Annotated in this window: 36 protein-coding genes and 1 other annotated feature; of the genes, 35 read left to right on the top strand and 1 reads right to left on the bottom strand. The window is 33.5% G+C overall.

The window, feature by feature from the left end; genetic code table 11:
• Positions 1-10 precede the first annotated feature (10 nt).
• From rpmD to BMY18_RS21370, 32 genes are all read left to right on the top strand, one after another.
• Complete coding sequence (rpmD, locus tag BMY18_RS07145; protein ID WP_092452041.1) at positions 11-196, top strand: 50S ribosomal protein L30; 186 nt, start codon at positions 11-13, stop codon at positions 194-196.
• A 29-nt stretch (positions 197-225) separates the two neighbouring features.
• Complete coding sequence (rplO, locus tag BMY18_RS07150; RefSeq protein ID WP_092452043.1) at positions 226-666, top strand: 50S ribosomal protein L15; 441 nt, start codon at positions 226-228, stop codon at positions 664-666.
• Positions 666-1,982: a preprotein translocase subunit SecY gene (gene secY / locus BMY18_RS07155; RefSeq protein WP_092452045.1), complete on the top strand. Its 1,317-nt coding sequence runs from the start codon at positions 666-668 to the stop codon at positions 1,980-1,982. The genes rplO and secY overlap by 1 nt, the downstream gene beginning before the upstream one ends.
• Positions 1,983-2,138: 156 nt before the next feature.
• Positions 2,139-2,783 carry an adenylate kinase gene (locus tag BMY18_RS07160; RefSeq protein ID WP_092452047.1) on the top strand — a complete coding sequence of 215 codons (645 nt, stop codon included), beginning with the start codon at positions 2,139-2,141 and terminating at the stop codon, positions 2,781-2,783.
• A gap of 3 nt (positions 2,784-2,786) precedes the next feature.
• Positions 2,787-3,539, top strand: a complete 753-nt coding sequence (gene map / locus BMY18_RS07165; RefSeq protein WP_092452049.1) for a type I methionyl aminopeptidase — start codon at positions 2,787-2,789, stop codon at positions 3,537-3,539.
• A gap of 148 nt (positions 3,540-3,687) precedes the next feature.
• A complete protein-coding gene (locus BMY18_RS07170) occupies positions 3,688-3,969 on the top strand; it encodes a KOW domain-containing RNA-binding protein (protein ID WP_092452051.1) in 282 nt (93 codons plus the stop codon).
• A gap of 43 nt (positions 3,970-4,012) precedes the next feature.
• Positions 4,013-4,231 carry a translation initiation factor IF-1 gene (infA, locus tag BMY18_RS07175; protein WP_092452053.1) on the top strand — a complete coding sequence of 73 codons (219 nt, stop codon included), beginning with the start codon at positions 4,013-4,015 and terminating at the stop codon, positions 4,229-4,231.
• 244 nt (positions 4,232-4,475) lie between these two features.
• Positions 4,476-4,589, top strand: coding sequence for a 50S ribosomal protein L36 (rpmJ, locus tag BMY18_RS07180; protein WP_040882016.1), 114 nt, complete (start codon positions 4,476-4,478; stop codon positions 4,587-4,589).
• A gap of 253 nt (positions 4,590-4,842) precedes the next feature.
• Positions 4,843-5,214: a 30S ribosomal protein S13 gene (rpsM, locus tag BMY18_RS07185; RefSeq protein ID WP_092452055.1), complete on the top strand. Its 372-nt coding sequence runs from the start codon at positions 4,843-4,845 to the stop codon at positions 5,212-5,214.
• A gap of 53 nt (positions 5,215-5,267) precedes the next feature.
• Positions 5,268-5,663, top strand: a complete 396-nt coding sequence (gene rpsK / locus BMY18_RS07190; RefSeq protein WP_092452057.1) for a 30S ribosomal protein S11 — start codon at positions 5,268-5,270, stop codon at positions 5,661-5,663.
• 18 nt (positions 5,664-5,681) lie between these two features.
• A complete protein-coding gene (gene rpsD, locus BMY18_RS07195) occupies positions 5,682-6,275 on the top strand; it encodes a 30S ribosomal protein S4 (RefSeq protein ID WP_092452059.1) in 594 nt (197 codons plus the stop codon).
• A gap of 59 nt (positions 6,276-6,334) precedes the next feature.
• Positions 6,335-7,294, top strand: a complete 960-nt coding sequence (locus tag BMY18_RS07200; protein ID WP_092452060.1) for a DNA-directed RNA polymerase subunit alpha — start codon at positions 6,335-6,337, stop codon at positions 7,292-7,294.
• A gap of 98 nt (positions 7,295-7,392) precedes the next feature.
• Complete coding sequence (locus BMY18_RS07205; protein WP_092452062.1) at positions 7,393-7,929, top strand: bL17 family ribosomal protein; 537 nt, start codon at positions 7,393-7,395, stop codon at positions 7,927-7,929.
• A 237-nt stretch (positions 7,930-8,166) separates the two neighbouring features.
• Positions 8,167-9,024 (top strand): energy-coupling factor transporter ATPase, encoded by an 858-nt coding sequence (locus BMY18_RS07210; RefSeq protein WP_092452064.1) that lies wholly within the window; start codon positions 8,167-8,169, stop codon positions 9,022-9,024.
• A 53-nt stretch (positions 9,025-9,077) separates the two neighbouring features.
• Complete coding sequence (locus tag BMY18_RS07215; RefSeq protein ID WP_092452066.1) at positions 9,078-9,929, top strand: energy-coupling factor transporter ATPase; 852 nt, start codon at positions 9,078-9,080, stop codon at positions 9,927-9,929.
• Positions 9,930-10,087: 158 nt separating this feature from the next.
• The gene (locus BMY18_RS07220) at positions 10,088-10,903 is read left to right on the top strand and encodes an energy-coupling factor transporter transmembrane component T family protein (RefSeq protein WP_092452068.1); all 816 of its coding nucleotides are present in this window, start codon (positions 10,088-10,090) and stop codon (positions 10,901-10,903) included.
• On the top strand, positions 10,900-11,637 hold the full coding sequence (truA, locus tag BMY18_RS07225) for a tRNA pseudouridine(38-40) synthase TruA (RefSeq protein ID WP_092452070.1): 738 nt from the start codon (positions 10,900-10,902) through the stop codon (positions 11,635-11,637). The genes BMY18_RS07220 and truA overlap by 4 nt, the downstream gene beginning before the upstream one ends.
• Before the next feature lie 157 nt (positions 11,638-11,794).
• Entirely contained in the window at positions 11,795-12,223 is a 429-nt protein-coding gene (gene rplM / locus BMY18_RS07230) for a 50S ribosomal protein L13 (protein WP_092452072.1), read from the top strand.
• Between the two features lie 29 nt (positions 12,224-12,252).
• Positions 12,253-12,663 (top strand): 30S ribosomal protein S9, encoded by a 411-nt coding sequence (gene rpsI, locus BMY18_RS07235; RefSeq protein WP_092452074.1) that lies wholly within the window; start codon positions 12,253-12,255, stop codon positions 12,661-12,663.
• Positions 12,664-12,931: 268 nt separating this feature from the next.
• Positions 12,932-13,184: a binding site (T-box leader), on the top strand.
• Between the two features lie 62 nt (positions 13,185-13,246).
• Positions 13,247-14,944 carry a proline--tRNA ligase gene (locus BMY18_RS07240; protein ID WP_092452075.1) on the top strand — a complete coding sequence of 566 codons (1,698 nt, stop codon included), beginning with the start codon at positions 13,247-13,249 and terminating at the stop codon, positions 14,942-14,944.
• A 56-nt stretch (positions 14,945-15,000) separates the two neighbouring features.
• The gene (locus BMY18_RS21000) at positions 15,001-15,159 is read left to right on the top strand and encodes a hypothetical protein (protein ID WP_170841330.1); all 159 of its coding nucleotides are present in this window, start codon (positions 15,001-15,003) and stop codon (positions 15,157-15,159) included.
• A 209-nt stretch (positions 15,160-15,368) separates the two neighbouring features.
• A complete protein-coding gene (locus BMY18_RS07245) occupies positions 15,369-16,451 on the top strand; it encodes a Fic family protein (RefSeq protein ID WP_092452077.1) in 1,083 nt (360 codons plus the stop codon).
• A gap of 107 nt (positions 16,452-16,558) precedes the next feature.
• A complete protein-coding gene (locus BMY18_RS07250) occupies positions 16,559-17,125 on the top strand; it encodes a hypothetical protein (RefSeq protein WP_092452079.1) in 567 nt (188 codons plus the stop codon).
• A gap of 77 nt (positions 17,126-17,202) precedes the next feature.
• Complete coding sequence (locus BMY18_RS07255) at positions 17,203-18,156, top strand: ATP-binding protein (RefSeq protein ID WP_330385955.1); 954 nt, start codon at positions 17,203-17,205, stop codon at positions 18,154-18,156.
• Positions 18,137-18,286, top strand: coding sequence for a hypothetical protein (locus BMY18_RS21625; protein WP_330385956.1), 150 nt, complete (start codon positions 18,137-18,139; stop codon positions 18,284-18,286). The genes BMY18_RS07255 and BMY18_RS21625 overlap by 20 nt, the downstream gene beginning before the upstream one ends.
• A 187-nt stretch (positions 18,287-18,473) precedes the next feature.
• On the top strand, positions 18,474-18,734 hold the full coding sequence (locus BMY18_RS07260; RefSeq protein WP_092452081.1) for a hypothetical protein: 261 nt from the start codon (positions 18,474-18,476) through the stop codon (positions 18,732-18,734).
• A gap of 50 nt (positions 18,735-18,784) precedes the next feature.
• Positions 18,785-19,291 carry a GNAT family N-acetyltransferase gene (locus BMY18_RS07265; protein ID WP_092452083.1) on the top strand — a complete coding sequence of 169 codons (507 nt, stop codon included), beginning with the start codon at positions 18,785-18,787 and terminating at the stop codon, positions 19,289-19,291.
• Positions 19,292-19,426: 135 nt separating this feature from the next.
• The gene (locus tag BMY18_RS07270; RefSeq protein ID WP_092452085.1) at positions 19,427-19,750 is read left to right on the top strand and encodes a PadR family transcriptional regulator; all 324 of its coding nucleotides are present in this window, start codon (positions 19,427-19,429) and stop codon (positions 19,748-19,750) included.
• Between the two features lie 14 nt (positions 19,751-19,764).
• A complete protein-coding gene (locus BMY18_RS07275; protein WP_092452087.1) occupies positions 19,765-21,126 on the top strand; it encodes a DUF2812 domain-containing protein in 1,362 nt (453 codons plus the stop codon).
• 159 nt (positions 21,127-21,285) lie between these two features.
• A complete protein-coding gene (locus BMY18_RS07280; protein ID WP_092452089.1) occupies positions 21,286-21,843 on the top strand; it encodes an RNA polymerase sigma factor in 558 nt (185 codons plus the stop codon).
• Entirely contained in the window at positions 21,830-22,756 is a 927-nt protein-coding gene (locus BMY18_RS07285) for a hypothetical protein (RefSeq protein WP_092452091.1), read from the top strand. Before BMY18_RS07280 ends, BMY18_RS07285 begins: the two co-directional genes overlap by 14 nt.
• A 92-nt stretch (positions 22,757-22,848) precedes the next feature.
• The gene (locus tag BMY18_RS21370; protein ID WP_092452093.1) at positions 22,849-23,613 is read left to right on the top strand and encodes a hypothetical protein; all 765 of its coding nucleotides are present in this window, start codon (positions 22,849-22,851) and stop codon (positions 23,611-23,613) included.
• Positions 23,614-23,702: 89 nt separating this feature from the next.
• On the opposite strand, the gene BMY18_RS07295 is transcribed toward BMY18_RS21370, so the two are convergent.
• Positions 23,703-23,894 (bottom strand): hypothetical protein, encoded by a 192-nt coding sequence (locus BMY18_RS07295; protein ID WP_092452095.1) that lies wholly within the window; start codon positions 23,892-23,894, stop codon positions 23,703-23,705.
• A gap of 187 nt (positions 23,895-24,081) precedes the next feature.
• Between BMY18_RS07295 and BMY18_RS07300 the strand changes: the two genes are divergently transcribed.
• From BMY18_RS07300 to BMY18_RS07310, 3 genes are read left to right on the top strand one after another with little or no spacing between them, the layout of a single operon-like run.
• The gene (locus BMY18_RS07300; protein ID WP_092452097.1) at positions 24,082-24,285 is read left to right on the top strand and encodes a helix-turn-helix transcriptional regulator; all 204 of its coding nucleotides are present in this window, start codon (positions 24,082-24,084) and stop codon (positions 24,283-24,285) included.
• Positions 24,286-24,297: 12 nt separating this feature from the next.
• Positions 24,298-24,753 (top strand): hypothetical protein, encoded by a 456-nt coding sequence (locus tag BMY18_RS07305; RefSeq protein ID WP_092452099.1) that lies wholly within the window; start codon positions 24,298-24,300, stop codon positions 24,751-24,753.
• Between the two features lie 13 nt (positions 24,754-24,766).
• On the top strand, positions 24,767-24,952 hold the full coding sequence (locus BMY18_RS07310) for a hypothetical protein (protein ID WP_092452101.1): 186 nt from the start codon (positions 24,767-24,769) through the stop codon (positions 24,950-24,952).
• Positions 24,953-25,131 lie beyond the last annotated feature (179 nt).

Below are 25,131 nucleotides of genomic sequence, written 5' to 3' on the forward strand. Positions count from 1 at the left end.
GGAATTAAAAATGTCAGATAAAAAATTAAAAATCACTTTAGTTAAATCTCCAATCGGAGCCGTTCCAAAGCATAGAAGAACTGTTGTAGCTCTTGGTTTAAACAAGATGCATAAATCAGTTGAAATGCCTGATAACGCAGCAACAAGAGGACAGATTCAACAAATTGGTTATTTATTAAAAGTAGAAGAAATCTAATATAAATTTTTAGATAAGGAGGTGCAATGATGGACTTATCAAATTTAAGACCTGCTGAAGGTTCAGTACACAACGATAATTTCAGAAAAGGCCGTGGACACGGTTCAGGAAACGGTAAAACAGCTGGTAAAGGTATGAAGGGTCAAAAAGCTCGTTCAGGCGCGCCAAGACCAGGCTTTGAAGGCGGTCAAATGCCATTATACAGAAGAATTCCTAAGAGAGGTTTCACTAACAGAAACTACAAGGAAATTATTGGTATAAATATATGCGCATTAGAAAGATTTGACGATGATGCTGTCGTAACAATTGAAACATTAATTGAAACTGGTATTGTTAATAATCCAAAGGATGGCGTTAAAATTCTTGGCAACGGAGAATTCACTAAAAAGCTTAATGTTAAAGCGAATGCTTTTAGTGCTTCAGCTAGAGAAAAAATCGAAATTCTTGGTGGAACCTGTGAGGTGATTTAATGCTCAAAACACTCCGAAACGCATTTAAAATTAAAGATATAAGAAATAAAATATTATATACATTTATGATGCTTGTTGTTGTAAGGATAGGAAGTTTACTTCCTATTCCTGGAGTTGATACAGAGTATTTTAGTAAGCTTTTAAGTAACGTAGGGGATTTAAGTTTCCTCGATGCATTTACAGGTGGATCATTTGAAAAAATGTCCATCTTTGCATTGAGTATTACCCCTTACATTACATCTTCTATTATCATGCAGCTTCTTACGATTGCAATTCCGAAACTTGAGGAGATGCAAAAAGAGGGCGAGGATGGTAGAAAGAAGATTACTGAGATTACACGTTATTTAACAGTTGGTTTAGCTTTAGTTGAAAGTATTGCAATGGCTATTGGCTTTGGTAATCAAGGTCTTATTAAAGGCTATGCAGCTATGAGCACAGAACATTATGTAACATCAATCGTAGTCGTAGTAGTTACACTTACTGCTGGTTCTGCTTTCCTTATGTGGGTTGGCGAAAGAATCACAGAAAATGGTGTTGGTAATGGTATCTCAATCGTGTTGTTAATTAATATTATCTCACGTTTACCAGAGGACTTTGCTGCACTATATGAACAATTTATAAATGGAAAGCATATTGCATTTGGCGTACTTGCTGGTGCAATAATTGTTGCAATTGTTATTGTAATGATTGCTTTTGTATGTTTCTTACAAGATGGCGAGAGAAGAATTCCAGTTCAATATTCACAAAAGGTTGCCGGAAGGAAAATGGTTGGCGGTCAATCAACTAATATTCCACTCAAGGTAAATACTGCAGGTGTTATGCCAATTATATTTGCATCATCATTATTGCAGTTCCCTGTAATTATTGCACAGTTGTTCTCAAAATCATCAAGTGAGTGGACGAAGTACTTAAGTTCATCATATTGGTGCAAACCTGAAATGCCAAAGTACTCAATTGGATTGTTAGTATATATAATTTTAGTTGTGATTTTTGCATATTTTTATACATCAATTACATTTAATCCTATAGAAGTTGCTAATAATATGAAGAGACAGGGTGGACTTATACCGGGTATTAATCCAGGAAAGTCAACAAGTGATTACTTAAATAAAATATTAAATTATATTGTATTTATAGGCGCTGTAGGTCTTATTATTATTGCATTGATTCCAATCTTGTGTTCCGGATTTTTAAATGCTAAAGTTTCTTTTGGTGGAACATCAATCATTATTATTGTTGGTGTTGTTCTTGAAACTTTAAAACAGATTGAATCAAAAATGTGCAATCGTTATTATCGAGGATTCTTGAGCGAATAATCATCTGCTAAAAATAGACTTGCCTGGCATTTCTTTGCCCGGTGAGTCATTTCTAGTTGTCTGAATATGAAACTGTGAGACTATTGTAAGATAAAGTGAAAATTTTCAAAAAACTTTGCTTATGATATTAGATCATCGAATGAAAGGATTTTCAAAATGAAGATTATTATGTTAGGTGCACCTGGTGCAGGAAAAGGAACGCAAGCAGAAAAACTTGCAGAGAAATATTCGATTCCACATATTTCAACTGGTGATATATTCCGAGCAAATATTAAGAATGGCACAGAACTTGGTAAAAAAGCGAAGACCTATATGAATGTAGGTGCACTTGTACCAGATGACTTAGTAGTTGACTTAGTAGTAGATAGATTTAAAGATCCAGATTGTGCTAACGGATATGTATTGGACGGATTCCCTAGAACAATTCCACAAGCGGAAGCACTTGATGCTGCGTTGATGGAAATTGGCGAAACCGTTGATTTTGCAATTAATGTTGAAGTCCCAGATGAAAAAATCATCAATCGTATGTCAGGAAGAAGGACATGTGTAGGATGTGGAGCAACATACCACATAAAATACAATCCTACTAAAGTTGAAGGTATATGCGACAACTGTGGCGAAAAATTAATTTTAAGAGATGATGATATGCCAGAAACAGTGAAAAATAGGCTTTCAGTGTATCATGCCCAAACGCAACCATTGATAGATTTCTATAATAAGAAAGATATTTTGGCTGTAGTGGACGGAACAAAAGATATGGATGACGTATTTAATGCCATTGTTAATATCTTAGGAGAATAGACTATGTCAGTATCAATAAAATCTCAAAGAGAAATAGAACTAATGAAGGAAGCCGGAGTGATTCTTGCAACGGTACTTGACGAACTTGAAAAAATAATCGAGCCTGGAATTACAACAAAACATATTGACCAGATTGGTGAAGAAATAATTAGAAGTTATGATTGTATTCCTTCATTTCTAAATTACAATGGTTATCCGGCATCAATATGTATATCAGTTAATGATGAAGTTGTTCATGGAATACCAACAAGAAAAAGGGTGCTTCATGAAGGTGATATCGTTAGCTTAGATGCAGGAGTAATACACAAAAAATATCATTCAGATGCTGCTAGAACATTTGCTGTTGGAAACATAAGCAAGGAAGCACAGCAACTTATAGATGTTACAAGACAAAGCTTTTTTGAAGGAATCAAATTCGCAAAAGAGGGATGCCATTTGTATGAAATATCAAATGCGATTGCAACATATGTAGAAAGTTTTGGATATGGAGTGGTAAGAGACCTAGTAGGTCATGGGATTGGAACTAGTCTTCATGAAGATCCGCAGATTCCTAACTTTACACAAAATAGAAGAGGCATAAAGTTACTATCAGGTATGACATTTGCCATAGAACCAATGATTAATGCTGGACACTTTAGTGTGAAATGGCTTGATGACGATTGGACAGTTGTAACAACTGACGGTTCACTATCTGCTCATTATGAAAATACCGTACTAATAACAAAGGACGGTCCAGAAATATTATCACTTAGGTAATTGTGAATGATGTTTTCATTCACGCCTCTGATTATAAATGCTACGAAAGTGGTATTGAGATCAACTCTGTGATATACTTAGTGCATATAATGCATATACTATGCATACAGAACATGCACAATGCATACAGAACATGCACAGGAGAAATATGGATAATAGAGATGGGATAGGATACTTTGGAGTATCAAGGGCTGGTCATGATTGCAATGAAATTTATGTAATAATTAATAATGATTCAGAATATGTATATTTGGCGGACGGTAAATCAAAAACCGTTGATAAGCCCAAAAAGAAGAAAAAGAAGCATGTTCAAATCATAATACACATTGACCAAGCCATTAAAACAAAACTTAGTCAAAATAAATTATTAATAAATGAAGATATAAAAAGAGCCATTAAGCTATATAAAAATAATTTGAAACTAAATTAATATTATTTAATAGGTAGCATTATATTTAGAAGGAGGAACACAAATGTCAAAAGCTGACGTTATTGAAATTGAAGGAAAAGTTATTGAAAAATTGCCTAATGCAATGTTTCAAGTTGAATTAGAAAACGGACATCAGGTATTAGCTCATATAAGCGGAAAGCTACGTATGAACTTTATCAGAATTTTGCCTGGTGATAAAGTGACTATCGAACTTTCACCATATGATTTGACCAAAGGTCGTATTATCTGGAGAGATAAATAGTCAAATCATATTAGGATTTTGACCAAAGCACGTATAATTTAGAGTGATAAGTTGACTTTAGTATTATATTTTTATGTATAAATAGGTATTTAATTGGTCTTTGATAATTATGATTTATCATAATTATTGTTGATATATATGTAGTTTAAAAAAAAGTTTCAGTTATTTTAAAGTTTTACTTGAAAATAGTATTAAAAATATGCTATAATGTGAAACGTACTTTTTTTGAAAGGAGGATTTTGCTATGAAGGTTAGATCATCAGTAAAACCAATATGTGAAAAATGCAAAATCATTAAGAGAAAGGGTGCAGTCAGAGTAATCTGTGAGAACCCTAAACACAAACAAAGACAGGGTTAATGCCCATTTTAGAAGTGAAAGAGAGCTTCTCATGTTTGTGCCGTTATTTTTTGCAATGCAAGAAATAATTTTGTTTTGCGGCTGCAGTAATGAATCACTAGGCATAGTTGTCAGCGATTAAATTACTATGATATATAACTTATGTAAGATATGTTTGCGTACACATTTCAGGCGCCAATCAGATTGGTGAGCTACGTTTAATGAATCTTATGAAACAATACTAATTAATAACTAATGGAGGTGTAATAGGCACATGGCTCGTATCGCAGGTGTAGATTTACCAAGAGAAAAACGCGTTGAAATCGGACTTACTTATATTTATGGTATTGGAAGAATTAGCGCTACTCGTATTCTAGCAGAAGCAAATGTTAATGTTGATACTCGTATCAAAGATTTAACAGATGAAGAAGTAGGCAGAATTCGTGATGCTATTGAAGCTACAGGACAAATAGTTGAAGGTGATTTAAGAAGAGAAATCTCATTGAATATTAAGAGATTAAAAGAGATTGGATGCTATAGAGGCATTCGTCATAGAAAAGGACTTCCAGTTAGAGGTCAGAAGACTAAGACTAATGCAAGAACTTGTAAAGGTCCTAAGAAAACAGTTGCTAATAAGAAGAAATAATAGAATTTATGAATAACCTGTAAAGGAAAATCATAAGGGAGGTTAGTTTAAAAATGGCTCAAAAAGTGACAAAAAAAGTGACAAAGAAGCGTGTTAAGAAAAACGTTGAACGAGGACAAGCACACATTCAGTCATCATTTAATAATACAATCGTTACTTTAACAGATACAGAAGGCAATGCGCTTTCATGGTCAAGTGCTGGTGGTCTTGGGTTTAGAGGTTCTAAGAAATCTACTCCTTATGCTGCACAGATGGCAGCTGAAACTGCTACAAAAGCAGCTTTAGTTCATGGCTTAAAGTCGGTAGATGTTATGGTAAAAGGACCAGGTTCAGGAAGAGAAGCAGCAATTCGTGCACTTTCAGCTTGCGGTCTTGAAGTTACAAGCATCAAGGATGTTACTCCAGTTCCACATAATGGATGCCGTCCACCAAAACGAAGAAGAGTTTAATAGGAGGTATAAGGAAGAATGGCAGTTAATAGAGTTCCTGTTCTCAAGAGATGTAGAGCTCTCGGTTTAGAACCTACTTATTTAGGAATAGATAAAAAATCAAAGAGAAAAGCTAAGAACGCAGGTAGAAAAGTTAGTGAATACGGTCTTCAGCTTAGAGAAAAACAAAAAGCTAAGTTTATATATGGCGTATTAGAAAAACCTTTCAGAAATTACTATAAAAAAGCTGAGAAAATGAGTGGTATGACAGGTGAAAACCTAATGACTTTACTTGAACTCAGACTTGATAATGTAGTTTTCAGATTAGGATTTGCTCGTACAAGAAAAGAAGCAAGACAAATTGTTGATCATAAGCATATATTAGTAAACGGTAAGAGAGTTAATATACCTTCATACTTAGTAAAAGCTGGCGATACAGTTGAAATTAGAGAAAAATCTAAGACATCAGTTAGATATCAACTGATTTTAGATTCTACTCACGGTAGACTTGTTCCAGAATGGCTTGAAGCAGATGCTGAAGCACTTAAAGGTACTATTAAACAGTTACCTGCAAGAGAAGTAATTGATGCTCCTGTTAATGAGATGCTTATCGTCGAATTATATTCAAAATAGTCAATTGTGATTATTAATTATGAAGTATACTTCATTACCCATAAAGGAGGGGCTAAATAGTGTTTGATTTTCAAAAACCTAAAATTGAGATTGCATCTATCTCTGAAGATAACAAATACGGAAGATTTATTGTAGAACCACTTGAGAGAGGTTACGGCACAACACTTGGTAATTCACTTAGAAGAATTATGCTTTCTTCATTACCAGGAGCAGCTGTAAGCCATGTTAAAATTGAAGGCGTTTTGCATGAATTCAGTTCAATTCCAGGTGTTAAAGAAGATGTAACTGAGATTATTATGAACATCAAGAATTTAGCTATCAGAAATAACAGCGACACAAATGAACCCAAGACAGCTTATATTGAATTTGAAGGTGAAGGCGTTGTAAAAGCGTCTGACATTCAGGCAGATTCTGATATTGAAATTGTTAACCCAGATTTAGTTATAGCTACTTTAAATGGTGGCACTGACTGTAAATTATTTATGGAATTAACAATTACAAAAGGCAGAGGATATGTTAGTTCAGATAAGAACAAGAACGATGATATGCCTGTTGGAGTAATTGCAATAGATTCTATTTACACACCAGTTGAACGTGTGAATATGGCTGTAGAGAATACTCGTGTTGGTCAGGTTACAGATTATGATAAGCTTACATTAGATGTATTCACAAATGGTAAATTAGCTCCTGATGAAGCAGTAAGTTTAGCAGCAAAAGTTCTTAGTGAACATTTAAGCTTATTTATTGATTTATCAGAGAATGCAAGAACAGCTGAGATTATGGTTGAACAAGAAACAGATGAAAAAGAGAAAGTGCTTGAAATGAGCATTGATGAACTTGAATTATCTGTTCGCTCGTACAATTGTCTCAAGAGAGCTGGAATCAATACAGTTGAAGAATTATGTAATAAGACTTCAGATGATATGATGAAAGTTAGAAATCTTGGACGTAAATCTTTAGAAGAAGTTTTTGCAAAACTTAAAGAACTTGGATTATCACTTAGTCCAAACGAAGATTAATTAATTTTAATACTTTTATAGTTCGAAAGACTACAAAGCACATATTCAGTAAGTCCGAAGAAGCATAATATGTGTTCCCAAACGGAGGTAAATTTAGAATGGCAATGTATAGAAAGCTTGGAAAATCTTCAAGCCAAAGAAAGGCTTTATTAAGAAGCCAAGTAACAGCAGTTATCTATCATGGTAGAATTGTTACTACAGAAGCAAGAGCAAAAGAAGTACGTAAAATTGTTGATCACCTTGTTGCATTAGCAGTTAGGGAAAAAGATAATTTTGAAACTGTTACAGTTACAGCTAAAGTTCCTAAAAAAGATAAAGACGGCAAAAGAGTGAAAGAAGTTGTTGACGGCAAGAAAGTTACTGTATTTGATAATGTTGAGAAGACAATCAAAAAAGACAATGCATCTCGCTTAAATGCTAGAAAGCTTATAATTAAGGAAATTTACACAGTTACTGATGTTCCTAAAGCAGTTGCTGGTAAGAAGAGAAATACAAAGGAAATTGATTTGGTTGCTAAATTATTCGACGAAATCGCTCCTAAGTATGTTGATCGTAACGGTGGATATACAAGAATAGTTAAAATCGGCTTGAGAAAAGGCGATGCAGCTATGGAAGTAGTTCTTGAATTAGTTTAAGAACTATTATATATGAGAAGTAAGTAGAATGTGAATTTAATTCATTTCTGCTTGCTTTTTTTTATTTCTACAAGGAAATTAGGTGCACTTTGAATTACGGTTTTGCTTCTTAATGTCTTCATAATTTAATTTATTAAAAATTTTATATATCACATACTATAAATATGTTATAATAAAACACAAATTACCAAAAATAAACCGAAAATAAACACATATTTAGGAGGCTGAAAGCTTACTATGGGAATTATAAGAACCAAAGACCTAACATTTGAATATATACGACGTGATGAAAATGACAATGTGGAGGGTATTACCAAAGCTGTCAATAACGTAAGCATAGATATTAAACCAGGTGAATTTATTGCGATATTAGGGCATAATGGATCAGGTAAATCTACGCTGGCGAAACACATGAACGCACTCCTATATCCAACAGAGGGAACAATATGGGTAGATGGTATAGATACGTCTGATGAAGAAAGAATTTTAGATATTAGACAGACAGCGGGTATGGTATTTCAGAATCCAGATAATCAAATGATTTGTACGTTAGTGGAGGAAGAAGTTGGATTCGGGCCAGAAAATATTGGTGTACCAACGCAGGAAATATGGACTAGAGTAGAAAAATGTCTCAAAGCGGTTGGGATGTATGAGTATAGAAAATCATCACCTACGAAGTTATCAGGTGGACAAAAACAAAGAGTTGCGATTGCGGGAATTTTAGCAATGAAGCCCAAGTGTATTATTCTTGATGAACCAACAGCAATGCTAGACCCATCGGGTAGAAAAGAAGTCATCAAAACTTTACATGAATTAAATATACAAGAAAATGTGACAATTATACTGATTACACATTATATGAATGAAGTAATAGATGCAGATAGAATATACGTAATGGATCAAGGTGATATAGTAATGGAAGGTACGCCAAGAATAATATTTTCACAAGTAGAACAATTAAAAGAGTTGCGTTTAGATGTGCCGCAAGTAACAGAAGTTGCATATGAATTGAAAAAAAATGGTGTGCCGCTCAAAGATGGAATTCTTACAACGCAGGAATTGATTGATGAGCTTATCACAGTAACGATGAAATAAGTAAATGTGGTTATGAAATAAACAATAATTTTGATAGGAGCAGTGAACTTTTAATGTCAATTATAGTAAATAAAATAAATTACACATATGAAATAGGATCTGGTTTTGAAAAACAAGCTTTAATTGATATAAGCTGCGTAATTGAAGATGGTCAGTTTATTGGTCTGATTGGACATACAGGCTCTGGAAAATCAACATTTATTCAGCACCTGAATGGGTTGATTAAGGCGACAAGCGGGAATATATATTTTGATGGTAAAGATATCTACGAAAAAGGTTTTAAAATGAAAGAGCTTAGAAGTAAGGTAGGTCTTGTATTTCAATATCCAGAGCATCAATTATTTGAAACAGATATATTTAAAGATGTTTGCTTTGGGCCATCAAATTTGGGATTAACCAAAAAAGAGGTTGAATTGCGAGCCTTTGAAGCATTAAGAATGGTAGGACTTGATGAAAGTCTATATTATCAGTCACCATTTGATTTGTCAGGTGGACAAAAGCGTCGTGCTGCAATTGCTGGTGTGCTAGCAATGAAACCACAAGTGTTGATTTTGGATGAACCAACTGCAGGACTTGATCCGAAGGGCCGCGATGAGATACTTGACTATATTAAGAAATTGCATGATGAAATGAAAATTACTGTTATATTGGTATCACATAGTATGGAAGACGTTGCAAAGTATGTTGAAAGAATCATTGTAATGAATAAAGGTGAGTTAATATATGACGACGTACCAAAGACGATATTTAGCCATTATAAAGAACTTGAAAAAATTGGGCTAGCAGCACCAGAAGTAACTTATATAATGAATGATCTTAAAAAGGCAGGATTTCCAGTCGATACAGATGCGATTACAGTTGAAGAGGCTACAGATAGCATTTTAAAGGCGTTGAAAATGCGTTAGAGTCAATAAATTAGAATTAATAAATCAAAATAAATAGAGTGTTAGAACCAATAGAGTATTAATGTCAATAGAGTGTTAGAACCAATAGAGTATTAGAGTCATATAGAGTTTTAGTACCAATAGAGTATTAGAATCAATAGAAGGGATACTTACGTGTTATGTTAAGAGATATTACAATTGGACAATATTATCAATCCAATTCAATAATCCACAAGCTAGATCCAAGAGTAAAACTATTTGGTACAATGATATTTATTATATCAATTTTTCTCGGAAGGAATATCTGGCTATATTTGATGGCAACAATATTTTTAGCGTCCGTGATAAAGATATCGAAGGTTCCATTTATATATATGATAAAGGGATTAAAGGCGATATTGTTTTTGCTAATATTTAGTGCAGTATTTAATATATTTTTGACGCCGGGTGAGCCGATTGTTACGATATGGAAAATTAAGATAACGATGGAAGGCTTAGTGCTGGCAGGATTTATGATAGTAAGGCTAATGTATCTTATCATCGGGTCCTCAATAATGACATTGACGACAACGCCAAATAACCTCACAGATGGACTTGAGAAAAGTCTTGGATTTTTAAATCATATTAAAATCCCAGTACATGAAATCGCAATGATGATGTCAATCGCACTTAGATTTATACCTATTTTAATTGAAGAAACAGATAAAATCATGAAAGCACAGAGCGCAAGAGGTGCAGATTTCGAAACCGGTGGATTGATGAAAAGAGCTAAAGCAATGATTCCGGTACTTGTACCATTATTTGTATCAGCGTTTCGTAGAGCAAATGATCTTGCGATGGCTATGGAAGCTAGATGCTATCATGGTGGCGAAGGAAGAACTAAGATGAAACCGTTAAAGTACAATAAGGCCGATATAAGTGCCTATGGTATATTGATCGGTTATTTGGTGATAATGATTATTGCTAGTGTTTACCTAGGAGGCAGTTCGATTTGAAAAGAATTAAACTAGTAGTAGCCTATGATGGAACTAATTATTGTGGTTGGCAGATACAGCCCAATGCAGATACCGTGGAAAAAGTGTTAAATGATAAATTGTCCAAGTTACTAGGTGAAGAAATTAAGATAATAGGCGCAAGTAGAACTGATTCAGGAGTTCATGCACTTGGAAATGTTGCTGTGTTTGATACAGATTCAACGATTCCAGGAGACAGGTTTTCATATGCATTAAATACCTTGTTGCCAGATGACATTACGATTCAAGATTCTTGTGAGGTGGAGAAAGATTTTCATCCAAGGCATTGTGATACAAGAAAAACTTATGAGTATAAAATATTGAATAGACAGTTTCCTATACCATCCAAAAGATTCGATAGTTACTTCTTTACATATAGTTTAGATATAGATGTTATGAAAGATGCGGCAAAATATCTTGTGGGTGAGCACGATTTTAAAAGCTTTTGCTCAGCACGCACGCAGACTGAAACAACAGTTAGAACTATATATGCAGTTGATATTTACAAGCGTGATGATGTGGTGTCCATTAAAGTGACAGGAAACGGCTTTTTGTATAATATGGTACGTATTATAGCCGGAACACTAATACAGGCAGGAACAGGCCATTATGAGCCTATAAAGGTGAAAGAGATGCTTGACTCTAATGATAGAACATTAGCAGGGCCGACAGCTCCACCGGAAGGCCTTACATTAGTAGAAATTCAATTTTTATAATATTAGACAATTTATAAAAAAAAGCGAAAAAGTAATTGACACACGTGGTCTAGTGTTATATAATTTAAAAATGTGACAAAGATTGAAAATGTTAAACCAATGCCCCGGTAAAACATTTATCATAAACAAGTTAACAATTATTTCAGGAGGTAAACCAATGAAAAGTTTTATGGCTAGTCCATCAACAATTGATAGAAAATGGTATGTAGTAGATGCTACAGGATGTACTTTAGGACGTATGTCATCACATATAGCAACTGTATTAAGAGGAAAGAACAAACCAACTTATACACCACATATGGATACTGGTGATAACGTTATCGTAATCAATGCTGATAAAATCGTAGTAACAGGTAAGAAATTAGATCAAAAGATTTATTATCATCATTCAGATTATGTTGGTGGTATGAAAGAAACAACACTAAGAGAATTACAGGCAAAGAACCCTGCAAGAGTAATCGAAATTGCTGTTAAGGGAATGCTTCCAAAAGGACCTTTAGGAAGAGAAATGTACACAAAACTTCATGTATACTCTGGACCAGATCATGAACAAGCAGCTCAAAAACCAGAAGTATTAACATTTTAATCTAAAGAACGAATAAGGAGGATATAACAGTGGCTAAGACAAGCAACGTAAAAGGAAGATTTTACGGAACAGGTAGAAGAAAAAGCAGTATCGCAAGAGTATATTTAGTACCTGGAACAGGTATTATTACTATAAACAAGAGAACAATCGATGATTATTTCGGTATCGAAACACTTAAAGTTATCGTTCGTCAGCCTTTAACATTAACAGAGAATACAGACAAGTTTGATGCAATTGTAACCGTTCGTGGTGGCGGATACACAGGCCAAGCTGGTGCTGTAAGACATGGTATTGCTAGAGCTTTATTGGATTGTGATACAGAAACATATCGCGCATCCCTTAAAAAAGCCGGATACTTAACAAGAGATCCAAGAATGAAGGAACGTAAAAAATACGGCCTTAAAGCAGCAAGAAAAGCTCCACAATTTTCAAAGAGATAAGCAGATACCTGCGAATCAAATCGCAGACAAAAAGCCCTGGAATGCTTGCATTTCGAGGGCTTTTTATATGCAATTTGGTTCATTGGAATGCAAGAAATGACCGAACAGAAGCGAAGCGGATGTGAGGTTGTTTCTTGTATTCGCAGGTAACGTCCGACCACGAAAAGTAATCATTTCCCCAAACAAGAAATATTTCAAACCAATCAACGTAAGTTGAATGACAATGTTGACTTTTAAATATATTTGTGATACATTAGCCTAAATTGAATACAAAGCTATGATAAGAATTAGTAAGCATTTTGGATTTTCAGAGAAAAGGCGGTAGGTGCGAGCCTTTAATGAAGAGATGCCCAACCTATCTTTGAGCTGTTAACCGAACAAAAAGCTATTTCTTTTTTAGTAAGTGTCACCGGGTTCTCCCGTTACAGAGATAAGGTATCAAGCAATTGCTTCGTACCAAGAGAGTGGAATGATTCCAAATTTAGGTGGTACCACGGACTTGATTATAGTTCGCCCTAAGCATGAGTGTTTGTCGTGCTTAGGGCTTTTTTTGTATTCAAAAATAAATTTGGAGGTATTGATTATGAAGTTTGAGAAGCTTGTTGGTGAAAGATTTAAGGAAAGACCAAGTGACTGTGTAATTGATAGTCATGCACTTATGATTCGTGGCGGTTATATGAAGTATGTTGGGAATGGCATTTATTCATCACTTTTGCCTTTGAAAAGGATAACTCGTAAAATTGAACAAATCATTAGAGAAGAAATGGATGGAATTGATGGACAGGAAGTTCAGTTTCCGGTTGTTATGCCGGCTTCTCTCTGGCAGGAATCTGGCAGGTATGAAAGTATAGGGAGTGAACTTGTGCGATTCAATGATAGAAATAAAAATCCACTTGTACTAGGTATGACACATGAAGAAGCCGCTGTTCAACTTGTACGTGACTATGCTCAAAGTTACTCAAAATATCCATTTATGGTGTATCAGATTCAAACAAAGTTCCGTGACGAAGCCAGACCAAGAGGTGGTTTGATTCGCGTACGAGAATTTACGATGAAAGATGCTTATTCATTTCACACAAGTCAGAGTGATTTGGGAGATTACTATGACCGCTGTCATCATGCTTATGAACGAATTTTCACCAGAGTTGGAATTCCGGAAGTGATTTCAGTTGCATCTGACTCCGGAATGATGGGAGGGAATATTTCTCATGAATTTATGCTTATGACATCAATTGGTGAGGACTCTATAGTAATATGCAGAGGTTGCGGCTATAAGGCGAATATGGAAGCGGCTGATAGTGTTATTTACAACGAAAGAGATACTGTTTCGAACAAGATTACGCTTGTGCATACACCAAATATTCATACAATAGAGGAAGTCTGCGGATTTTTTAATATTACCAAAGAAAAAAGTTGTAAGGCTGTTGCATATCAGAGAAATAGTGATGATTCATATATTGTAGTTTTAATTAGAGGGGATCTTGACGTTAATGAAACGAAACTGACTAATCATCTTGGATTTGATATTCATGCAGCGACTATTGTAGATGAGTGTGAGCTGGCTGCGGGATATATTGGACCATATTTGTTGAATAATAACTATTCGGTTTTGTATGATAAGTCCCTTGAAAACACAAATAATTTAGTTTGCGGTGGAAATGTAATTGAGTATCACTACACTGGACTTGATATACAGCGAGATATCGGAAATGTTATGTATCATGATTTTGTAAAAATTCAAGATGGTGGTATTTGTCCATGTTGCGGTAAAGAATCAATTTCCATATCCCGTGGCATTGAAGTAGGAAATATATTTCAGCTAGGTACAAAATATACAAAATCAATGAACATGACCTACATTGATAAAGAAGGAACTATCCAATATCCTATTATGGGATGTTACGGCATTGGGATTGGTAGACTTGCAGCATCAGTTTGTGAGGTGCATCATGATGACTTTGGTCCAATATGGCCTATGGCAATTGCACCTTGGCAAGTTCATATTTGTGCTGTACGATCTGATGATAATGCTGTAAAAGAATGTGCAAATAACTTGTACGAGGAGTTGCTAAGTAGTGGAATTGAAGTGATTTATGACGACAGAGCCGTTAGTGCTGGTGTTATGTTTTCAGATGCGGATCTGCTTGGTGTTCCTTTGAGAATTATTGTGAGTCCAAGAAATCTTAAAGAGAGTTGTTGTGAGATAGTATCAAGAGATAAAACGATTTTGATAAAAGTTGCATTAGATTTAACAAATGAAAAAATTTTAGAATTAGTATAGCTCATTGATAGAAAAGAGATTACGAAAGTAACATCAGTCTTAAATATAAAGAAGACATGAAAAAGATAGTATCCTTTAGAGGGAGCGCTGTTTATAAAATAAGAAATCTTGGGGATAAAGATGGTCCTTTTGTTCCTTATAATGGATATGCGGTAGATCAAATCATGGATCTTGTTAATCAGATAACTGAGAATATTAAGAATAATTTGAAATGAATTCAAAAAGGTTCAAGAAAACGAAGTTTACGTTCACGTCCCAAGACAGTTGTCTTGGGACGTTTTTGCTGTTTCGCATAAAGAAATAGGAAGTATATTGTGTAAATATCCTGCGATAAAATAAAAAAAATCACTAAAAATAAATAATACAGTGATTTTTATATAAAATTCGGGTATAATATAACTAAAGATGACAAGGAGGGACAAAAATGGAACCATTTCAAGCAAAAAGATTGCCATTAGAATATAAAATAGATAAAGAATTACTTAGATTATTAGCAGAATCAAATGAAAAATATGGAGAATACAAATCATTACTTAATACTTTAGAGTTTGATTCAAAATATTTCCTTGATTCTGTTCTGTTAAATGAAAGTTATAAATCAACACAGATTGAAGGCACGCAGATATCACAGGATGAAATGTATTATTTAAAGTATTTAGAGAAGACCGATGATAATCTAGAAATACAAAATTTAAAGAAAACAATAGAATTTGCATATGATGAACTAGGAAAACAAAAAGTGATTAATATGTATTTAGTTAATAATATGCACAAGATTCTTTTAAATAGTGTTAGAGGTTCTGAAAAAACGCCAGGGGAAATAAGAAAAACTCAGAATTGGATTGGACCACGTAGGGTGGGAATGGACGGAGCTACGTTTATTCCTCCAGCACCAGAAAATGTCATAGAACTATTGAATAATTTGTATGAATATATGAATGATGCATTTATCGACCCATTACTGATAAATGTCGCAATATCACATGCACAATTTGAGACGATCCATGCATACAAAGATGGGAATGGACGTGTTGGAAGAGCATTGATTCCAATACAAATGGCAATGCTAGAAGAAGAAAGACCAATATTATACTTATCAGAGGTTATTGAACTGTATAAGCCATCATATCAGAGGTATTTGATGGAAAGTAGACGAGGTAATTTGGCAGGATTTATTAAATTCTTTTTGCAATGTGTAATTGATCAGTGTAGTTCAAATATAAATAAAATAAATAGAATTAAAGCAATATATAAAGAAGATATGAAGAAGATAGAATCCATTAAAGGGAATTCTGTTTATAAAATAATGCCCGTAATAATGCGTCAGATAGTATTTACTAAAAAAGAAGTACAGGATGAATCGGGAGTATCTGTAAATGTAGTATCAAATATTATTAATCAATTAGTTGAAATGGAGATTCTCGTTAAAGATAGTATCGTAATTAAAAAAGGTTATAGATATCAAAGAATTTATGATGTATTTGTAGGCAACAGAGAGTATTACTAATTATTAGCATGAAGGATTGAAAATATTCTTGTTGCTGCGATTGATAAATTTATAAAAAAGGGTATGACGGAGCATCTATAGATACGATAGCTGCAAAAGCGGTGTAGATGAAACGGCCCAAAGAACTGATTTTCTTATTTTTATCCATGTCTAAGGCTTTAGAATCGATTATGTTATCGGACTGCTACAAGCAGTATGTAGATAACAGTACGCAATTTTTTCTACGCATACTTAAAAAGATACAAGGTTCAGAGTTTATAGACATGAAAAGTTTGGAATTGTCAGCCATATCGTTATTTAATAGTGTCAGATTTACTACAATTTTTACGAATGTATATAATAACCGATTACATAAAGGGGGGATTGATACTATGACAATCGTTAGTGTTAAAAGAGTCAACACAGAAGGCGGCGAGAACGGTAGCCTAGTGTTGAATATTAATTATGATAATAAGCGAAGTAATCTTATAATGTTTAGTGTTCGGTTTAATAGAATAAACTTTTGGGGAACAATTCAGGGTGGAGGGTACTCTTCAACTCTTGATACAAACGATATTGAATCCACTGTATATTTTGGTTTGAAAAAGGATGACAAAGGTACTCTTAGATTAAAAATTTCAAATACTCAATACTATCTGACGGATGCTTATAATTTGAAGTTTGACAGAAAATAGATACGTAACTAATATTGGAATCGGGTTTATTCCTTGTATCCACAGGGAACGTCCATAAAGTTAAGCGAAAGATATTTATGATTAAGATAAGTCTATTGAACCACCGTGTACCAAACGGTACTCACGGTGGTGTGAGGGGACAGAGAAGTTTGGAAAGTATTGTTATAGAATTAACCAAACAATATCCCGCAATTTTAATTACAGGACCAAGACAGGTTGGAAAGACAACAATGCTTCAAAAATTGATGGAGGGAACTGATAAAAACTATGTTACTTTAGATGATTTAAATGAACGTGCGCTTGCAAAAAGTGACCCAGATATGTTTTTCCAAATTCATAAACATCCGGTGCTAATTGACGAAGTACAGTATGCTCCAGAACTTTTTTCATATATTAAAATATTGGTGGATAATAATCATAAAGCAGGTGATTTTTGGCTTACAGGTTCTCAGATTTTCAAACTAATGAAAGGTGTTAGCGAATCATTGGCCGGAAGGGTGGCGCTGCTTAATATGACAACATTATCCCAGTCTGAGATATATGGTGGAATTAATACCCCATTTCAAGTAGATCTGAGTGTTCTTAATGAAAAGATGGCAGAAAGGAAAAGCGCTGATACAGAAGAGATTTTTCAAAGAATATTTAAGGGTTCAATGCCATCTATTGTAAATGGGACATATGTCAATAGTAATATTTTCTATAATAGCTACATTAGTACCTATATTGAAAGGGATGTTAGAGAATTGTCAGATTCAATCGATGCATTGAAATTCGTTAGATTTATGACTGCAGTAGCAGCTAGATGCTCTCAGATGCAAAATATTTCCGATATTGCAATGGATGCTGATATTAACCAAGTCCAGGCGAAAAATTGGTTAAATATTCTTGAAACATTAGGTGTTATTTTTTATCTTCATCCATATTCAAACAATATGCTTAAGCGTCTTGTAAAAACACCAAAACTATATTTTTATGACACAGGCCTGGTATGCTACCTGACAAAGTGGAGTAATGCAAAAACAGTTGAGTGAACTGGTAAAAGCGTTTCATTTACTAGATAAAGCATCTGTAACGCGTGGAAAAGGTGCGGTTGTTTGCATGAAACAAAAGTTATCGGCGGTAGATAATGAGAATTTAATTATTCCGATATATTTGATTTAGAAAAGCTTTAAGCGCTTTTATATATTTAATATATTTAAAAAAATGATAGTTATTTGTAACGAATAGATTTCATAGTCCTATATGATGAATAATCGGAGTTTGACCTTTCAAGAAGTAGTAATGAGTTTATTCAGTAGTAATACAGAAGATTGTTTGGAGGACACTATAGTTATATCGTGGGATAGTGATGACAATTCTATATTATGAATTAGAAGTTATTATACGTTCTATCTCATTTTTCGTAATTTCTAATTCTAATATTACAAGGATAGAAGAGGCAGGTCTAGAATTATGCATGCAACTTCCGGGGATTGCGTTTTATGGAGTGTATAAATTCATATTTTACTGTGTTTTACCATATGGAATTATCGTTGTTGTGGTTTTTACTATAATCACAAGTATAATTTGGAAAAAAGGGATTAGGTATTATAACAGTGCCAGCTCATAGAATGAAGGAAATTATCGAATCAGAATTTATAGAAAAGAGGACAAACTATAATGAAACTTATGTTAAAACATCTATCTTCTTGTTATAAAGTGAAACAAATTTTAGAAGAAGATATTTGGGATGTATATATTCTTTGTAAAGGGAATCCAACTTACTATATATATATGAAATCAGAACCAACAATTGAAAATGTGAAGGAAGATTTGACTGCCTTTCCGCCAGGTAAAGCTATGGATGATAAGCATTTCGTGGGGTTTTATAAAGAAAATCAATTGATCGCAATTATGGATTTGATTATAGAATATCCCAATAATAATACAATATTCATTGGTTTATTTATGCTGAATAAAGAGTATCAGGGAATTGGAATTGGAACTAAAATCATAAATGATGCTTTAAATTTTCTCAAAAAGGAAGGCTACGGTTGTGCGCGTCTGGGATTTGTAAAAGGCAATTTACAAAGTGAGAAATTTTGGACTAAAAATAAATTCATCCCTACTGGTATTGAGGTTGAAAAAGAAAACTACACTGTCGTAGTTATGCAAAGGGATTTGTGAAAATTTAATACTATGAATAATAATATTGACAATATCGATATTCGAGTATACAATGTAGATATTCAATATCGATATTCGACATAGACATATAATACAGATAATCGATATACGTATTCGAGAAACGAGGAGTTCAACATGGCACGAAAAAAGTTTGAAACTTTAACAGAGCAAATGTTTTATATTTTACTATCACTAGAAGAAGAATATTGTGGAATTGATATTATGGATAAAATTCAGAATATGACTGAGGGAAGAATAAGTGTAGGCTCAGGAACACTCTACACTATATTAGGGGAATTTGAAAAGAATAACTTGATTAGGGAAACTGCAGTTGAGGGAAGAAAAAGAAGTTATATTATCACACAAGAGGGCCAGAAAATATTAAGTAATGAAATATCTAGGTTAACTCAGCAATTAGAGGACTATAAAAAATTTGGACGAGAGAATTCGATAGAATAAGGGGGAATGTTAATATGAGAAATGATAATATTTTGAAAAAACAGGTACGAATGATGCCAGATAATCTTGAGGCTACGAAAAAGGAGTTAGAGGATTTAGCTGCAAGAGGATGGATGTTAGTTGAAAAAGAGGGAAATAAGTTCGTCTTTAAGAAGATAGAGGGGAAAACACTCAATTTTGCTGTAGAAATATTTGATAAGGCATCAAACTATGATACATTTCCTAATGAACATAATATGGAGTATATTGAATTTTGTGAAAAGGCAGGTTGGAATTTTATATGTGCAGCAGGAAAAATTCAGATTTTCTATTCAGAAGATTTGAATTTGACGCCAATTGAAACAGATGACAATATGAAATTTGATGTAATATGTAAGATGAGTCGCACAACATTATGGATAGGATCTGTGCTGTTGCCAATAATCGGGTTCTTAAATTTAGTAATGAGTATAACGGTTAATCGAAATTCAGTCGAATTATCGTTTGCGGCATTATCAACCGTTGTAATTTGGTTGTTATGTATTTTGATGGCAATGACTAGAACTATTCGGTGGGTTCTTTGGAAAAAGAGATGTAAGAAGAGTGTAGAATTAGGGGATGGAATTATTCCTCGTAAATATATGACAATAAAGGCAGGTTACTTTATGATAGGCACAATTTTTGGAATATGGTCCGTTGGTGGGCTTGTTGCATGGATTATGCTGGGTCAATTAGAAGCTGCAGGTATTGGGTTCCTTTGGTTAGTGGTGCTTGCGATGTTCCCACTAATTAATGGTATCTCAAAGATAGCACAAAAGAAAAAGTTAAAATCAAGTGACAATGCAATTGCACAATTTGTAATTCCATTTGTATTTTTATTATTTTTTATAGTTATATGGAGTATGTTTATAATATCGGGAATGAATAGAAAGGCAACTAATGAAAATGAAATACCATTAACATTGTCTGCTATAGGAATAGAAACAAATATTGAAGCAAATATTGAAGCAAATGGAAATGAGAATAATACTGATCATAATAATGACGGCAAGTTTTTAATGTCCTTGGACTATTATTCAGAATCTTCAAGGGCAGGAGCTACTGATGATAGGGAGATAAAATATTATATATACAGAACGGATTTTCCTATTATTTATAATAGACTGATGAAGGATGCAAAAACTGGAGTTTTTAGAACCTATGGTATAATGTATGATTTTGATTTGGCAACCAGTGTGGAGGGTTTAAAAGCTGATAAGGCATGGTATTATGAAGAAAATGGCCATCACTATTTGTTTGAGTATGATGGTATGATAATAAAATTAGATTCAAATTTTGCGTTTAATAAGGAACAGTTGAAAACGGCAGATACAATTTTTGATTCACTGGTAAAGTGATGTTGTGCTGAAGGGAACGGTCCTTAAAGTTCTCAGTAAAAAATATATGCAAATTATGCAAAAGGTGCAAATGCAAAATAGAAAAAATCAGTGAGACTTTTTCCATTTTTAAACGCTTAATAAGTGAATAATAAAAATACAGAAAATGAGAGGGATAATATGGATAACGGTGCAAGTAGCTACCATCGTTTTCTAGAGGGTGACGAAAGCGGACTTGAAGAGTTGGTTGAGATGTATAATGATAATTTGATATTTTTTTTAAATGGATATGTAAATAACATAACAGTAGCAGAGGATTTGGCGGCTGAAACTTTCTTTGAAATAATGGTTCATAAAAACCATTTCAAAGAGATATTTTCGTTCAAAACATGGCTGTTTAAGGTTGGGCGCAATAATGCAATTGATTACTTGCGAAAACAGTCTAGAACCCGTTTGACGCCTATTGAAGATGTAAAAAACGAATTGTTAGATAAGTGTAATCTTGAGGATATAATTTTAAAAGATGAGCGAAAACGAAGAATCCACAATGCACTTCATATGATAAATACAGACTACCAAGATGCGATATATTTGGTGTATTTTGAGGACATGAGTTATGATGAGGCCGCTGTTGTACTTAAAAAGAATACAAAACAAATCAAAAATCTTACTTATAGAGCAAAACAAGCGCTTAAAGCTGTATTAGAAAAGGAGGACTTTTTTGATGAGAGATTTTAAAGAACAGACTGAAAATATTATTGAAAGGATAAATAAATATAAGATACATAAAAGTAGACAGAAAAAAGTAGTCTATTCTGTAACTTCATTTGCTGCAGTAGTAATTATAGTAGGCTACATTGCTATTACACAGATGCCACAGCAAGATCCGTCGTATTTTGTGGAGGGAAAATCAATTGTTTCATCAGCAAGCGCAGAAGGGGAAATTGCAAATAATGGTGCTATGCAGGATAAAAACACATTGAAAAATTCAGATGCTTCAGTTGAAAATGTTGATGGAGGGGCCGGATATAATGATACTTTAAATGATCAGAGAATAGGAGCTGTAGAATCTGTAGCTTATGCAAATAATTCAAATCTGCCTACTAGGATCATAAAATCAAATGAAAACATTATAGCTAGCAATGTTTTCGAGCAAAATCTCTCCCTTATAACAAATAAAATTTCTGGTATAGTTACGAAATACGATTACGAACCTTATAATAATATGCTTGAAGTAGTTAAATCGATGTTAGATATTTTTAATATTAAGCCAAGTAACTTGAACAATTTAACAATTGGTACTCCATTTATAATTTATGAATTAGACCGAGATGACCAAGATGGAATATTTCATTACCCGGTATTCGATAATGATAAAGTTATTTTAAACGTTAGCATTATGGTAGTGACAAGTGGATTGTCAATATCAATCGATCAAGATATGGTGCCACAATTAAATTCGATAAATTATGCCTCTGGGAGCTGTATCTTTTATGAATCAAATGGAAGTATCGTTGCTGAAAGTTCAAATCAAAATATATATCTAGCTGGAAATGAGAATAAATTGTGTCGGGAGTTTGCTAATTTAAGTTTTGCACAAAGAATTGAAAAAATAAGTACCCGTATTGACAGTTTTATTTTGACAGAGTAGGTTATTAAACAAGGTGAAGGGTGTTTAGAAAAATTGATGACAAGTAAATGTAAACGAGAATTAGTACAACGCTAATTAGAAATGAGGGTGTTATGAAAAAAACAAGTATTTTGATTGCAATTTTAGTATGTGTTTTAACTGTAACAGGTTGTACGTCTATTATAAGTAAAACTGAAGATTCTAGTGAAACGAAAGATTCTAGTGTAACGAAAGAATCTAGTGAAACGAAAGATTCCAGTGTAACGAAAGATTCTAGTGTAAACGAAGAATGCACTAAAACGAGAGCTTATCAAGACATGTTATGTAGCAAACCTGTAATCTATCTCTATCCAATGGAAGAACGCAAGGTCAACGTAAAATTAGACTATAATGGTGAACTTACATGTACATATCCGGAGTATCAAGATGGATGGAATGTAATAGCGAAACAAGATGGAACATTGAGAAACATAAAAGATAATAGAGAATATTCATACCTATATTGGGAAGGCGTTGCTGATGTAAACTGGGATATGTCCAAAGGATTCGTGGTTGCAGGAAGTGATACGGCTCGATTTCTTCAGGAAAAACTGGAGTATATGGGATTAACACCAAGAGAATATAATGAATTCATAGTCTATTGGCTTCCTATTCTTCAGGAGAACAAATTTAATCTGATCACATTTGCGGGAAAAGATTATGAAGAACTTGCAAAGCTTACAATAAATCCAGAACCTGATTCGGTTTTAAGGATAATGATGCTATATAAGCCGTTAGAGGAATCTGTTGTAGTAAAAGAGCAGAAGCTGGAACCATTTACAAGGACCGGATTTACAGTTGTTGAATGGGGTGGAATTGAAGTTAAAGAAGGAAAATAATGATAAAATGAAATGGTTAGGTTAATGAAAATATGAATTTAATTAACTTGAATTATATATTTAATTTTTTCTCGAAACATACTGCTTCTTTACGACCAACATATTGCAACTACAAATATGGACTTTTCACCTTCGATATCTTTCTTGTTAAAGCTAGCCTCTCCACTATTTTCAGTGATTTGATGTAATTTACTAGATAATTCTTGCAATAGTATAGTTGAAACGTCACTGTTAATATCATATTCAATAACCTGTATATCTGTATAATTTCTGCGCTCCATAAATACCTCCATATATACCTTCTCATCACTGTATAAATTTATAGTACCATATTAAATTATATAGATAAACTTAATTTAAAAATCAGAATAGATAAACTTAAATTTAAAATCAACTTGACATTTTATGCAAAGCTAACTATACTAAAAATGCAAAGTAAACTATGCGACAAATGGAAAGAGAGTAACAGTGAAATCAAAAATTAGAGAACTGCGAAAAGCAAGAAAAATGTCTCAAGAAGAATTGGCATTGGAAGTCGGGACTACAAGACAAACGATTACATCAATTGAGGTTGAGAAATATACAGCATCGTTATTGTTGGCATATAAAATAGCACATTATTTTGAGCTATCAATTGAAGAAGTGTTTGATTTTTCGGAGGTAGATGGATGATTGGAGGCGCATATGGAAGAATTTAAGAGCAAGATAAAAAAGAGAATATTTATATTTAAATGCTATGTATTCGTAGCAACTTTTGTGGTGATCTATGATGTGTTTGGTGGCGTGTTTGATATCTTGAAAAGCGGTGATTTCAAGGATGGGATGGTTGACGGACAGTCATTCGGAAGTATGATTGCACTAGCAATAATGGCGGTTATCCAGATTATACGGTTGAGTAGAGTATTAAATGACGAAATACAATTAAAGATGCTGTACAATAAAGAGCATGATGAAAGATTGAAGGCAATTCGGAGTAAAGCGGGAATGCCGATGATCATGATTATGTCCATTTTAATGTTTGCAGCTGGAATTGTAGGAAGTTATTTTAATGAAGTAGTGTTCTATACATTATTTGCAGCAGGGTTCGTGCAGTTGACAATTGGAGCAATACTTAAAATATATTACTTAAAAAAATTGTAAAGGACGGTTATATATGAAGGTCAAAGTTATTTTTAATATTAGTAGGTTGGTTATGATAATTGCACTAGGTTTTATGGCAATTAATTTCATATTATATTCGTTTCCTGATGTTTTAGTAAGATTAGTTGGAATTATTTTACTTGTTGATTTGATGCTACTTTCTTATAGTACGGTAAGTGTTCATAAAAATACAGACTAATCTATATAGAGAAGGTATAGCTGAATGTCTAATGATAAAAATAAGAATGATGTAATATAATATTGAATCTTTATCAATCCCTTTAAACGAAATGTTTATTGGGATTTTTTTCGATTAAAAAGTAGGAGAAGTATGGTTGTTATAAATGACTGATAATACGACTTACAGAAAATAAGGTT

Origin of the sequence: [Clostridium] fimetarium (assembly GCF_900111235.1) — a bacterium.
Classification (GTDB): Bacteria; Bacillota; Clostridia; order Lachnospirales; family Lachnospiraceae; genus Clostridium_N; species Clostridium_N fimetarium.